Origin of the sequence: Microbacterium sp. BWT-B31, assembly GCF_041379855.1 — a bacterium.
GTDB lineage: Bacteria > Actinomycetota > Actinomycetes > Actinomycetales > Microbacteriaceae > Microbacterium.
Window position 1 is genome coordinate 19688 of sequence record NZ_JBFECU010000011.1, and the last position, 12601, is coordinate 32288.

The window sequence follows — 12601 nt, forward strand, 5'->3', positions numbered from 1 at the left end:
GCAGAGCGCGGGTGAACCCGGTCAGCGCACGCCGAGGAACGAGCGGTCGGTGAGCACGATCGGCCCGTCCGCTGTGATCGCGATGGTGTGCTCCGAGTGCGCGCCGCGGGATCCGTCAGTGCTGCGCAGCGTCCAGCCGTCGGGGTCGGTGACGAGCTTGTCGGTGGTCGCGAGGAACCACGGCTCGATCGCGATCACGAGCCCCGGCCGCAGCGGGAACCCGCGACCCGGCTTGCCGTCGTTGGGCACATGCGGGTCGCCGTGCATGATGCGGCCCACGCCGTGTCCGCCGAAGTCGGTGTTGATCGAGTACCCTTCCGCGTGTGCGATCCCGGCGATCGCGTGCGAGATGTCGCCGATGCGGTGATCGACGGTCGCAGCCGCGATCGCGGCATCCAGCGCGCGCTCGGTCGTGTCTATCAGCGCGAGGTCTTCGTCGCGGGCGGTGCCGACGACGAACGACACGGCCGAATCGGCGACCCACCCGTCGATCGAGACCGCCAGGTCGAGCGAGACGAGGTCGCCGTCGCGCAGCGCGTAGTCGTGGGGGAGCCCATGCAGCACCGCGTCGTTGACCGACGTGCAGATCACCTTGCCGAAGGGGCTCGCCCCGAACGAAGGGTGGTAGTCGATGTAGCAGGACTGCGCACCGGCCCGGCGGATCAGCTCATGCGCGCGACGATCGATCGCGAGGAGGTTCGTGCCGACCCTGGTCTCGTCGCGGAGCGTCGCGAGCGTCTCGGCCACGAAGCGTCCGGCCGGTCGCATGGCGTCGATCTCGGCAGGCGTGCGCAACTCGATCATCGGGATCCTCTCGTCGATGGATCCATTCTCGCGGAAGGAACCTCCGTGTCGGCTCAGCGCCGCTCCGGGCGCGGCAGGCGGGTGCCGCGGTGCGGGCAGGGGGCGACCCCGAGACGGCTGGGAGGATGCCGCACGCGGTGCCCGCCGCGGGGCATCGGGCGTAGCATCGTGGCATGTTGCTACGGCGCGCGTTCTTCGGGTGGCTGATCCCGTCTGCCTTCATCCTGCCGCTGTGGCTCTTCGTCGGGATCTTCATCTTCAACGCGAGCGGGTGGGCGTTCCTGTGGCTGCTGATCGCGGTTCCGTCGGTGTTGGTCGGGCAGCTCGTGCTCACGCTGCTGGTGCGCGCTCGCGGCACCGTCCGGGCCCAGCGCGCCGTGTCGTGGTGGGATGTCGCGGGGTTTTCGGTGTGGCACCTGCTCACGATCTCGCTGGGCTTCTACAACCCCGCGTGGTGGACGGCCGCCTTCGTGGGGGCTGTCGTCGTGGCGATCGCGATGTTCTGGATGGAACTGTGGCAGCTGTGGAGCGAGGCGCGGCCGTCGGGGCTCGTGATGCGCACGTTCGAGGGAGTCGGCTACATCCCGCCGCCGTCCGCGTCGGGCCCCGGAGCGGACCGCGCTGCCGCCGCGCACGAGGTCATCGTCGTGCGCGAGAAGCCGCCCGGGGCGTGACGCGGCGCCACCCCGTGTTTTGGCCGGGTGCGGCATCCATGGCAGAATAGTTGTTTGTGCCCCGACCAGGCTCTGCCTCAGGGGAGTCCGTCGTCTGGCTGAGAGCCGGCGACCACGGGCACGAACGATTCTTTCCCATCAATCCCGCGGTCGACCTGGTGGCGGCCGCAGAGAGATACGATCATGCAGATCCTCGACGCCGTCGATGCGGCTTCGCTCCGCTCGGACATCCCCGAGTTCGCCCCCGGTGACACCGTCAAGGTGCACGTCAACATCACCGAAGGCAACCGCTCGCGCATCCAGGTCTTCCAGGGCGTCGTCATCGGCCGCTCCGGCGACGGTGTGCGCGAGACCTTCACCGTCCGCAAGATCAGCTTCCAGGTCGGCGTCGAGCGCACCTTCCCGGTCCACTCGCCGGTGATCGACCACATCGAGGTCGTCACCCGCGGTGACGTCCGCCGGGCGAAGCTGTACTACCTGCGCAACCTCCGCGGCAAGAAGGCCAAGATCAAGGAGAAGCGCGACCGCTGAGTCGACTCTTCCCGAAGGCCCCGGATTCGCAGGAATCCGGGGCCTTCTTGATCCGTCGTATGTGTCGAGGATGACATCCGCGACGGCGGGAGTATGCGAGTCTTGATCTTGCGGTTCTCCGGAGCATGACGAATCGAGCGAGGGAACCATGACTACAGAACAGGCGGCGACTGCCGACGAGAGCAGCGCACCTCGTGCCGATGGCGTCGCCCCACGCTCGGCCCGTCGCGGGTGGCTCGTGTTCCTGCGAGACGTGCTCATCATCGTGCTCATCGCCGTTCTCGTGTCATTCCTCGTCAAGACGTTCCTGGTGCGCTCCTTCTACATTCCCTCGGGGTCGATGGAAGACACCCTGCTGGTCAACGACCGCATCCTCGTCGACGAGATCACCCCTCGATTCGGCTCTTACCAGCGCGGCGACATCGTCGTGTTCCGCGATCCCGGCGGCTGGCTTCCCCCCGACAACTCGCCGCCGCGCGCGCCGATCGTCGAAGGCATCGACTGGCTGCTGTCGCTGGTGGGGCTGTCCGCGCCCGACAGCGACGACCACCTCGTCAAGCGTCTGATCGGGCTCCCCGGCGACCACCTGGTCTGCTGCAACGCGATCGGTCAGATCACGGTCAACGACGTCCCGATCGACGAGACGTCGTACCTCAAGATCCCGAGTGTGGGGGCGCCGGCATCCGCCGACCCGTTCGACGTCGTCGTGCCCCCCGACAGCCTGTGGGTGCTCGGCGACAACCGCTACCACTCCAAGGACTCGCGCTACAACACCGACCAGCCCGGCAAGGGGTTCGTCCCGCTCGAGAACGTGGTCGGTCGCGCCTTTCTCATCACCTGGCCGTTCAACCGGTTCGGCATGCTCGACCCCCACCACGAGGTGTTCACCGGGGTGCCCGAGGGCACGGGCACGAGCGAGGACGACGGCGCGCCATGACCGTGGTCGAGCCTCGGCTCACCCTCGAAAGACGGCTCCTGCGGGAGTATCCGTTCGTGATCGCGTGCGACGAGGTCGGCCGCGGCGCGCTGGCAGGTCCCGTGGCCGTCGGCGCCGCCGTCATCGACGCCCGTCGTGCGCGCAAGGGCGTGCCGACCGGGCTGCGCGACTCCAAGCTCGTCCCCGAGCCGCGCCGCGCCGAGGTCGCCGCCCGCGCGGCCGCGTGGGCGGGCACGACCGCGGTCGGGTGGGCCAGTTCGGTCGAGATCGACCAGATCGGGATCATCCGGGCTCTCGGGCTTGCCGCGGCACGCGCGATCGCCGACCTGCGGGCGCACGGCGTGGTCCCCGAGGAGGCCATCGTGATCCTCGACGGCAACCACGACTACATCACCCCGGCGGGGGAGGACGCACTGACGGTGCGCCCGGTGATCAAGGCCGACCGGGACTGCGCCAGCGCGGCCGCGGCATCGGTCATCGCCAAGGTCGCGCGCGACGCGGTCATGACGGAGCTGCACGACGACCTTCCGGCGTACAACTGGGCACGCAACAAGGGCTATGCGAGCCGGGACCACCGCGAGGCGATCCGCGAGCACGGGCTGAGTCGGCACCACCGGTCGTCGTGGGCGATCGCGGACGCGCCGACGCTGTTCTGAGCCGGGGCGCTCAGGCGCGGCGGCCCGGCGCTCAGGAGTCGAGCGACAGCTCTTCGGGCAGGTGGAAGTCGCGACGCGAGAGCTCTTCGACGTTGACGTCCTTGAACGTCAGGACGCGGACCGACTTCACGAAGCGGTCGGCGCGATAGATGTCCCACACCCACACGTCGGTCATCGAGATCTCGAAGTAGAAGTCGTGCTCGGTGTCGCGACGGACCACGTTCACGTCGTTGGCCAGGTAGAACCGGCGCTCGGTCTCGATCACGTACTGGAACTGCGAGACGACGTCACGGTACTCCTTGTAGAGGGCCAGCTCGAGCTCGCGGTCGTAGTCCTCGAAGACTTCGTCATCCATGGTGATCCCATCCTAGTCGCCGCGATCGACGGTGCTCTCTCCTCCCCAGGGCCGCTCCGGCGGCGGCCGTGCACAGATCGCACCCGGTGGTCATGACCGGTTCGCCCCGGCGCCGACGATGGGCTCTATGGCAGACAAGGACATCCTCGGGCGCGCGGGAGAGGACCGCGCCGCGCGCCACCTTGAATCGCGCGGCTACACCGTGCTGGAACGCAACTGGCGCACGCGCGAGGGCGAGATCGATCTGGTTGCGCTCGATGATCGCGCGCTCGTGGTCGTCGAGGTCAAGACGCGGCGATCCGACGGGTTCGGCGACCCGCTCGAGGCCGTCGATGAGCGCAAGCGGCGACGGCTCTGGCGGCTTGCGATGGCGTGGATCGCCGCGCATCCCGACCTCGCACAAGGCCGCCGGCTGCGGCTGGACGCGATCGGGCTGACCGGGCCGGATCCGGCCACCGCCCGTCTCGAGCACCTCGAGGACCTCTGGTGACCGTCGCGCGCACGTGGGCGGTCGCTCTCGTGGGCGTCGACGGCGCGGTCGTCGAGGTCGAGGCCGATCTGTCGAAGCAGACGCCGGAGTTCCGCATCATCGGGCTGGCGGACAGGGCGCTGGCAGAGGCGGTCCAGCGCGTCCACAACGCGTGCGAGAACTCGCTCCTTCCGCTTCCGAGGCGTCGGCTCACGGTGAACCTCTCGCCCGCGAGCCTGCCGAAGCAGGGCTCGAGCTTCGACGTCGCGATCGCGATCGCGGCGCTGGCGACGGAGACGTCGATGGATGCCGCATCCGTCGCCGCCACCGCCCACATCGGCGAGCTCGGGCTCGACGGCCGGCTGCGCCCGGTGCCCGGCGTGCTCCCGGCGGTGCTGGCGGCCGCGCGCGAGGGCATCCAGCGGGTCGTCGTTCCTCACGCCAACGCGGCGGAGGCTGCGCTCGTCGAGGGGATCGAGGTGCTCGGCGCGGTGTGCCTCGCCGAGGTGGCCCGGTGGCATGGGGCCGATGTCGAGGTGCCCGACCTGGCGCCCGTGCCGGGCCGCGGCGCCGACAGACGCGACGACGATCCCGTCGACCTCTCCGACATCGTCGGCCAGCGCGAGGCGGTCGAGGCGCTCATCGTGGCGGCCTCGGGCGGGCATCACCTGATGATGAGCGGACCGCCGGGAGCGGGCAAGACGATGCTCGCGCGGAGGCTTCCGGGAATCCTCCCGCCGCTGGACGATCGGGCGGCACTCACCGCCGCATCGATCCGGTCGCTCGGAGGCGAGCCCGTCGAGGTGCTGTCGCGCACGCCGCCGTTCGAGGCGCCGCATCACGGTGCGAGCGTGGCCGCGCTGGTCGGCGGCGGCTCACGGGGCGTCCGGCCGGGCGCGATCGCCCGCGCGAGCGAGGGCGTGCTCTTCCTGGACGAAGCCGGCGAATTCCCCGGCGCGGTGCTCGACGCGCTGCGCCAGCCGCTCGAGTCGGGATCGATCGAGATCCACCGGGTCGGGCATCGCACGACCTTTCCGGCGCGGTTCCAGCTCGTGCTGGCCACCAACCCCTGCCCGTGCGGCAACTACGGCGTGCGCGGAGCGGTGTGCAGCTGCCCGCCGATGGCGATCCGGCGATACCTCGGGCGTGTGTCCGGGCCGCTGCTGGACCGCATCGACATCGAGCTGGCGATGACCCGGGTGACGGTGGCGCACGTCGACACCCCGACCCGCGCCGTCTCGACCGCCCAGGCCCGCGAGCGTGTCGCCTCGGCCCGTGAGCGGGCGGCGTATCGGCTGCGGGACACCCCGTGGCGAGTGAACGCGCACGTTCCGGGGGAGTGGCTGCGCCGGGGGCCGCACGCGCCCGACCCCGCGACCCGCAGGCCACTGGACGAGGCGCTGCACCGCGGCACTCTCACGCTGCGGGGGTTCGACCGCGTGCTGCGCGTCGCGCATTCCATCGCCGACCTCGAAGGGGCCTCGCGCCTGGCTCTCGAGCATGTGGGCCGCGCGCTGTACCTCAAGAAAGGACTCACCGCATGACCGACCGCGATCTCGACCCCGCGTCGGCCCGCGCCGCCCTGACCGGTGTCGCGGCGACCGACAGCCCTGACGAAGAGGTCGTGGAGCGTCACGCCCGCCTCGTCTGGAATACGCTGACCGAGCCCGGCGACCGGGTCGCGACGCAGCTGATCGCCGTGTACGGCGCACTCGACGCGCTCCGCGCGCTGCGGGGCCGATCGACCGTCGCACCGCCGCCGGGGGTCACGGCGCGCGAACTGGCCGAAGGGTGGCAGAGATGGACGCCGCGGCTGCGGCCTGGCGCACTGACCGACAGCCTCGCGATCGCACGCAGGAACGGAATCCGCGCGATCCTCCCCGGCGATGCGCAGTGGCCGGTGCAGCTCGACGACCTCGGTCCGCACGCGCCGCTCGCACTGTGGGTGCGCGGCCAGGCCCGGGAGCTCGAGGGCCTGACCCCCTCGGTCGCGTTCGTCGGGGCCAGAGCGGCGTCCTCGTACGGCGAGCACGTGGCGGCCGACCTCGCGGCGGCGATCGCGGGAGACGGGGTCCCGGTGGTCTCGGGGGCGGCGTACGGGATCGACGCGGCCGCGCACCGCGCGGCCCTTGCCGTAGGCGGACGCACCGTGGCGCTGATGGCCGGCGGTGTGGAGCGCTCCTACCCCGCCGGCAACAGCGGCCTGATCGACCGGATCGCCGAGCGCGGCGCGGTCGTGAGCGAGGTGCCGTGCGGGGGATCGCCGACGAAATGGAGGTTCTTGCAGCGGAACAGGTTGATCTCGGCGCTGTCGGACGCCACGGTCGTCGTCGAGGCGGGTTGGCGCAGCGGCTCGCTGAACACCGCGGGCCATGCCGCCGCCCTCGGGCGTCCGATCGGCGCGGTGCCCGGACCGGTCACGAGCGCCACCTCGGCCGGCTGCCACCGCATGCTGCGCGAACTGGGCGCGGTGTGCATCACCTCCTCTGACGACGTGCGCGAGCTCATCGGCATGCGGCCGCGGGTATCGGATCCGGATGCCTCGACCCGCGCGACGCCGCGACCGGCCACCGACGACCGCACGAGGGTCATCGACGCGCTGAGCCCACGCGTGTGGCGCGAGGTCGACGACGTGGCCAGGCGCAGCGGCATGGCTCCGCGTGAGGTCGAGGCCGTGCTCGGGCTTCTGCGGCTCGAGGGGGCGGCGGAGCACAGCGGGGGGCTGTGGCGTCGCGCCAGGGCATCGGCCGCGGTGTGACCGGAACAGACCGGGCCCACGCGACAGGCGTGCCGAAGCGTGTCGCGGCGTGTCGAGTGACGTCGCCGCGGGCGCGGGACGCGGGCGCGGGACGCGCCGCATCCGGTGCGTCGCGGGGCGGGCGACCGAGCGCATCCGGCGCCCGTGCGTGGCGACCGGTGCATCGCCTGCGGTGCGTCGCCTTCGGCGATCAGCAGGGTAGGGGCATCCTGGTGTCATGCTCCTGCTCACCGCTGCGGATTCGTACCTGACCCAGCTGCGCGATGTGCGAAGACTGTCGGCGGCGACGGTGCGCGCCTACCGCTCGGATCTGGCCGACCTGGCGTCGGTGATCGGTGATCTCGACCTCGGCGAGGTCACGCTCGAGCACCTGCGCGAGTGGCTGTGGGCGGCCACGAAGCGAGGCGACGCGCGGGCGACGCTCGCGCGCCGGGCCGCGGCGGTGCGCGGCTTCTTCGCGTGGGCGCTCGACTCCGGGCTGGTCGAGATCGATCCGAGCCTGCGGCTGGTCGCCCCCAAACGCGCCAAGACCCTGCCGAAGGTGGCGACCGCGCCCGCACTAGCGGCGGTGTTCGACGCGCTCGCGACCGCGGCCGCCGAAGGCGATCCCGTCGCGCTGCGCGATCACGCCGTGCTCGAGCTGCTGTACGGGTCGGGTGTGCGCGTATCGGAGCTGTGCGGGCTCGACACCGGCGACATCGACGCCCTGCGCCGCACGATCCGCGTGACGGGCAAGGGGTCGAAGGACCGCGTCGTGCCGTTCGGCGGCGCCGCCGCACGCGCGCTCGACGCGTATCTCGTGCGCGCAAGGCCGGTGCTCGTCGACCGCCGCGTCGACGCCTCTGTCGCCGCGGCATCCCGCGACCGCGCGGCGCCGGCCCGCGAGGCGACGGCTGGCGACGCGGTCTTCCTCGGCGTGCGGGGCGGACGGATGGGCCCGCGAGCGGTGTACGACCTCGTCGCGCGCACGCTCGGCCCCGTGGTGGGCGCGGCGGTCGGGCCTCATGCCCTGCGCCACTCCGCGGCGACGCACCTGCTCGACGGCGGCGCCGACCTGAGGGCCGTGCAGGAGCTCCTCGGGCACGCGAGTCTCGGCACGACCCAGATCTACACGCACGTCTCGAGCGAGCGCCTCGCCGCGACCTATCGCCTCGCGCACCCCCGTGCCTGACAGCGCCCTCGTCGGCGTGCGCGCGAAGGTCTGCGTCACCGGCACAGGCCCGGTGTCGACCTGGTCCGGTCGCGGTGAGCGCGCAGCCGGTCAGCAGCAGGGGAGCAGCACCGCCCTCGGCACTCCGCCCAGAAGCAGCATCGGGTTGATGTATTCGCCGTCAAGCCGCACGCCGAAGTGCAGCGCCCCCGGGCGAGTGTGGCCTCCGATCGCGACCGTGGCCACCTCGTCGCCGCGTGCGACGAGGGTTGCGATCGGGAGAGTCGAGTCGACCGGCTCGAGCGTCGTGACGAGACCGTCGCCGTGATCGATGGTCAGGACGCCCCGGCCCGCGACCATTCCCGAGAACGCGACGACGCCTGACGCCGGCGCGCGCACCACCGTCGAATCGACCGGTTCGAGGTCGATTCCCCGATGGCCCGGACCATATCGATGCGCGGGTGCGACGTACGGCTCCACGAGGCGGAATCGACCCAGTGGCCACAGCCACGCCTGCGAGGTCTCGATCCGGGGTGCGGCCGGCGGCGGGACGGGCTCGTCCGCCGCCGCGGTGGGCGGGGTCGATGGCGAGAGCGTCGCAAGCGTCGCGAGTGCGAAGACGACGGACAGGGCGAGGCGGCGATGCGGGGAGCGCATGCGATCCAGGATCGAGGGTCGGGGCATCCGTTCGCGTGCCGGACGGCCGACCTGGGGAGACTCGCGGGGGCGTGGCCGGTTGGGGAGGACAGGACGCGCCACCGGCGGGCGGGGCGTCCGCCGGTGGCGCCGGGCTGCGGCTGATACACTGGAGACCGCATCCCGCGTGTCGGGATGACTCCGCGTGCCCAGAGCGCCGCACGGATCCTGAATCCGCTGGCGCGGCATCCACTCCCAACGGTCCCCTCGAGAAATCGACGGGCGGGCGTGTGCCGGGCACCAGGCTCGCCGGACAATCCGGCACGAATCAACCGCAAGAGGCGCGTCCGCGCCAGAGAAGGAGACCGGCCATGGCCGTCGTCACGATCCGCCAGCTGCTCGACAGCGGTGTCCACTTCGGACACCAGACCCGCCGTTGGAACCCGAAGGTCAAGCGCTTCATCCTCACCGAGCGCTCGGGCATCCACATCATCGACCTTCAGCAGTCGCTTGCCTACATCGACAAGGCGTACGAGTTCGTCAAAGAGACCGTCGCCCACGGCGGCACCATCCTCTTCGTGGGCACCAAGAAGCAGGCGCAGGAGGTGCTCGCCGAGCAGGCGACCCGCGTCGGCCAGCCCTACGTCAACCAGCGCTGGCTCGGCGGTCTTCTCACCAACTTCTCGACGGTGTCCAAGCGCCTCGCCCGCATGAAGGAGCTCGAGGAGCTCGACTTCGAGAACCCCGCGGCGACCGGCTTCACCAAGAAGGAGCTCCTGCTCAAGAAGCGCGAGCTCGACAAGCTGCACAAGTCGCTCGGCGGCATCCGCAACCTGCAGAAGACGCCGTCGGCGCTGTGGGTCGTCGACGCCAAGCGCGAGCACCTCGCCATCGACGAGGCCAAGAAGCTCGGCATCCCCGTGATCGGCATCCTCGACACGAACGCCGACCCCGACGAGTTCCAGTACCCGATCCCCGGCAACGACGACGCGATCCGCTCGGTGAGCCTGCTCACCCGCATCATCGCCGACGCCGCCGCCGAGGGCCTCATCCAGCGCCACCAGCCCGCGGCCGACGCCGACGAGGCCGCTGAGCCGCTGGCCGAGTGGGAGCGCGAGCTGCTCGAGCAGGGTGCGCCGGTCGTGACCGACGTCGCCGAGGTCGAGACCGTCGCGACCGAGTCGGCCGCCGACGAGGCAGCCGCCGAGGCCGCCGAGGCGCCCGCCGCCGACGAGGCTCCGGCCGCCGAGTAAGCGCCTGATCCTGTAGGACTCCGTCGCGGCGGGATCGCAGCTGCGGTCCCGCCGCGGCATCCCCAAAACGTCAACAACCCACTGAAGAGGGAGCCGCCACTCATGGCAAACTTCACGATCGCCGACATCAAGGCGCTGCGCGAGCAGCTCGGCACCGGCATGGTCGACACCAAGAAGGCGCTCGAAGAGGCCGACGGCGACGTCGAGAAGGCCGTCGAGATCCTGCGCCTGAAGGGCGCGAAGGGCAACGCCAAGCGCGCCGACCGCTCGACGAGCGAGGGCCTCGTGGCCGCGACCGAGCTGGACGGCAAGGTCACCATCATCGAGCTCGCCTGCGAGACCGACTTCGTCGCCAAGAACGAGCGCTTCGTCGCGCTCGCCGACAAGGTGCTCGCCGCCGCAGCCGCCGCCGGGGCCGACTCGGCCGAGGCGGCCCTGGCCGCCCCCGCCGGCGACCAGACCGTCGAGCAGCTCATCTCGGACGAAGCGGCGATCATCGGCGAGAAGGTCGAACTGCGTCGCGTGCGCACGCTCGCCGGCGACAAGTTCGAGATCTACCTGCACAAGACCAACAAGGACCTGCCGCCGCAGGTCGGCGTGGTCCTGGCCTACGCCGGCGACGACGCCGAGACGGCGCGCAGCCTCGCGCAGCACATCTCGTTCGCCAACCCCTCGTACCTGAGCCGCGACGAGGTCCCGACCGCCGAGGTCGAGAAGGAGCGCGAGATCGTCACCGAGATCTCGCGCAACGAGGGCAAGCCCGAGGCTGCCCTGCCCAAGATCGTCGAGGGCCGCGTGGGCGCGTTCTTCAAGCAGGTCGCCCTGCTCGACCAGGACTACGCGAAGGACAACAAGCTGTCCGTCGCCCAGGTCGCCAAGGACGCCGGTCTCACCCTGACCGGGTTCGCCCGCTTCAAGGTCGGCGCCTGACATTTCGGACAAGGCCCGCATCGCCCGTCGATGCGGGCCTTTCCCATGCATGCCGGCACCCCCTAGGTTGACATCACGACGAGAGGATGACACGTGATCAATGAGGCCACCGGACGCCGCCGCGTCCTGCTGAAGCTGTCCGGAGAGGCTTTCGGAGGCGGGCAGCTGGGGGTGAACCCCGATGTCGTCAGCCAGATCGCCCACGAGATCGCCGCGGCCGTGGACCGGGTCGAGATCTCGATCGTCGTCGGAGGAGGCAACTTCTTCCGCGGCGCAGAGCTCAGCCAGCGCGGCATGGACCGCGGCCGCGCGGACTACATGGGCATGCTCGGCACCGTCATGAACGCGCTCGCCCTGCAGGACTTCCTCGAGCAGGCCGGCGCCGCCACCCGCGTGCAGTCCGCGATCTCGATGACGCAGGTCGCCGAGTCCTACATCCCCCGTCGTGCCGAGCGGCACATGGAGAAGGGCCGCGTCGTCATCTTCGGAGCCGGCGCCGGCCTGCCCTACTTCTCGACAGACACCGTCGCCGCGCAGCGCGCGCTCGAGATCGGGGCCGACGAGGTGCTGGTCGCGAAGAACGGGGTCGACGGGGTCTACACCGCCGATCCGCGACACGACGCGACGGCCACCCTCATCGACCGCATCACCTACATCGATGCGCTTCAGCGCGGGCTCAAGGTGGTCGACTCGACGGCCTTCAGCCTGTGCATGGACAACCGGATGGACATGCGCGTGTTCGGCATGGAGCCCGCCGGCAGCGTCACTCGGGCGCTCCTGGGCGACCCGATCGGGACGCTCGTCACCACCTGACCCGAGCGGTTCGCGCCCGTTCCTGCGGGGGTGCGCCGATAGACTGAGAGTTCCGCAGCAACGATGGGAGCCACTGTGATCGCCGACGTCCTGGCAGATGCCGAAGTCCGCATGGATCGCGCCGTCGAGGGCGCGAAGGAGGACTTCGCGACGGTGCGCACCGGCCGCGCCAATCCGCAGCTCTTCCAGAAGGTCCTGGTCGACTACTACGGCACGCCGACACCGCTCGCGCAGCTCGCTTCGCTGAACAACCCCGAGGCGCGCACCCTGGTCATCTCGCCGTACGACAAGTCGGCGCTGAAGGCGATCGAGCAGGCCGTGCGCGACATGCCGAACCTCGGTGCGAACCCCTCGAACGACGGCAACCTCATCCGCGTGACGCTGCCCGAGCTCACCGAGGAGCGCCGCAAGGAGTTCGTCAAGCTCGTGCGCTCCAAGGGCGAGGACGCGAAGGTGCACGTGCGAGGCATCCGTCGCAAGTCCAAGGACGAGCTCGACGCGCTCAAGAGCGAGGTCGGCGAAGACGAGCTGAACCGGGCCGAGAAGGAGCTCGACACGCTCACCCGCACCTACGTCGACGCGATCGACGAGGCGCTCAAGCGCAAAGAAGCCGAACTCCTCGAGGTCTAGGACGC

General features: G+C 70.8%; 15 protein-coding genes. 12 read left to right on the plus strand and 3 right to left on the minus strand.

Annotation, left to right across the window (positions count from 1 at the left end):
• Window positions 1-21 precede the first annotated feature (21 nt).
• Window positions 22-804 carry a type I methionyl aminopeptidase gene (gene map, locus AB1K54_RS12125; RefSeq protein ID WP_371203010.1) on the minus strand — a complete coding sequence of 261 codons (783 nt, stop codon included), beginning with the start codon at window positions 802-804 and terminating at the stop codon, window positions 22-24.
• Window positions 805-977: 173 nt separating this feature from the next.
• Between map and AB1K54_RS12130 the strand changes: the two genes are divergently transcribed.
• The 4 genes from AB1K54_RS12130 to AB1K54_RS12145 all read left to right on the plus strand — a co-directional run bounded on the left by AB1K54_RS12130 (window position 978) and on the right by AB1K54_RS12145 (window position 3602).
• Window positions 978-1478 (plus strand): MFS transporter permease, encoded by a 501-nt coding sequence (locus AB1K54_RS12130; protein ID WP_371203011.1) that lies wholly within the window; start codon window positions 978-980, stop codon window positions 1476-1478.
• A 183-nt stretch (window positions 1479-1661) separates the two neighbouring features.
• Complete coding sequence (rplS, locus tag AB1K54_RS12135; protein ID WP_371203012.1) at window positions 1662-2009, plus strand: 50S ribosomal protein L19; 348 nt, start codon at window positions 1662-1664, stop codon at window positions 2007-2009.
• A 148-nt stretch (window positions 2010-2157) separates the two neighbouring features.
• A complete protein-coding gene (gene lepB, locus AB1K54_RS12140) occupies window positions 2158-2946 on the plus strand; it encodes a signal peptidase I (RefSeq protein ID WP_371203013.1) in 789 nt (262 codons plus the stop codon).
• Window positions 2943-3602, plus strand: coding sequence for a ribonuclease HII (locus tag AB1K54_RS12145; RefSeq protein ID WP_371203014.1), 660 nt, complete (start codon window positions 2943-2945; stop codon window positions 3600-3602). The genes lepB and AB1K54_RS12145 overlap by 4 nt, the downstream gene beginning before the upstream one ends.
• 31 nt (window positions 3603-3633) lie before the next feature.
• Here AB1K54_RS12145 and AB1K54_RS12150 read toward each other — a convergent pair whose 3' ends face one another.
• Window positions 3634-3957, minus strand: coding sequence for a DUF2469 family protein (locus AB1K54_RS12150; RefSeq protein WP_371203015.1), 324 nt, complete (start codon window positions 3955-3957; stop codon window positions 3634-3636).
• Window positions 3958-4084: 127 nt separating this feature from the next.
• On the opposite strand from AB1K54_RS12150, the gene AB1K54_RS12155 reads away from it, so the two are divergent.
• From AB1K54_RS12155 to AB1K54_RS12170, 4 genes are all read left to right on the plus strand, one after another.
• The gene (locus AB1K54_RS12155; protein ID WP_371203016.1) at window positions 4085-4447 is read left to right on the plus strand and encodes a YraN family protein; all 363 of its coding nucleotides are present in this window, start codon (window positions 4085-4087) and stop codon (window positions 4445-4447) included.
• The gene (locus tag AB1K54_RS12160) at window positions 4444-5970 is read left to right on the plus strand and encodes a YifB family Mg chelatase-like AAA ATPase (RefSeq protein ID WP_371203017.1); all 1527 of its coding nucleotides are present in this window, start codon (window positions 4444-4446) and stop codon (window positions 5968-5970) included. Before AB1K54_RS12155 ends, AB1K54_RS12160 begins: the two co-directional genes overlap by 4 nt.
• Complete coding sequence (gene dprA, locus AB1K54_RS12165) at window positions 5967-7184, plus strand: DNA-processing protein DprA (protein ID WP_371203018.1); 1218 nt, start codon at window positions 5967-5969, stop codon at window positions 7182-7184. Before AB1K54_RS12160 ends, dprA begins: the two co-directional genes overlap by 4 nt.
• A 217-nt stretch (window positions 7185-7401) precedes the next feature.
• Window positions 7402-8355 (plus strand): tyrosine-type recombinase/integrase, encoded by a 954-nt coding sequence (locus AB1K54_RS12170; protein ID WP_371203019.1) that lies wholly within the window; start codon window positions 7402-7404, stop codon window positions 8353-8355.
• A 90-nt stretch (window positions 8356-8445) separates the two neighbouring features.
• Here the strand turns inward: AB1K54_RS12170 and AB1K54_RS12175 are convergent, their stop codons facing one another.
• Window positions 8446-8991 (minus strand): murein hydrolase activator EnvC, encoded by a 546-nt coding sequence (locus AB1K54_RS12175; RefSeq protein ID WP_371203020.1) that lies wholly within the window; start codon window positions 8989-8991, stop codon window positions 8446-8448.
• Window positions 8992-9341: 350 nt separating this feature from the next.
• Between AB1K54_RS12175 and rpsB the strand changes: the two genes are divergently transcribed.
• The 4 genes from rpsB (at window position 9342) to frr (ending at window position 12596) form a co-directional block, all read left to right on the plus strand.
• Window positions 9342-10223 carry a 30S ribosomal protein S2 gene (rpsB, locus tag AB1K54_RS12180; protein WP_371203021.1) on the plus strand — a complete coding sequence of 294 codons (882 nt, stop codon included), beginning with the start codon at window positions 9342-9344 and terminating at the stop codon, window positions 10221-10223.
• Window positions 10224-10325: 102 nt separating this feature from the next.
• The gene (gene tsf / locus AB1K54_RS12185; RefSeq protein ID WP_371203022.1) at window positions 10326-11153 is read left to right on the plus strand and encodes a translation elongation factor Ts; all 828 of its coding nucleotides are present in this window, start codon (window positions 10326-10328) and stop codon (window positions 11151-11153) included.
• A gap of 93 nt (window positions 11154-11246) precedes the next feature.
• Window positions 11247-11966, plus strand: coding sequence for a UMP kinase (gene pyrH / locus AB1K54_RS12190; protein WP_371203023.1), 720 nt, complete (start codon window positions 11247-11249; stop codon window positions 11964-11966).
• Between the two features lie 75 nt (window positions 11967-12041).
• Entirely contained in the window at window positions 12042-12596 is a 555-nt protein-coding gene (frr, locus tag AB1K54_RS12195) for a ribosome recycling factor (RefSeq protein WP_371203024.1), read from the plus strand.
• The last annotated feature ends 5 nt before the right edge of the window (window positions 12597-12601 follow it).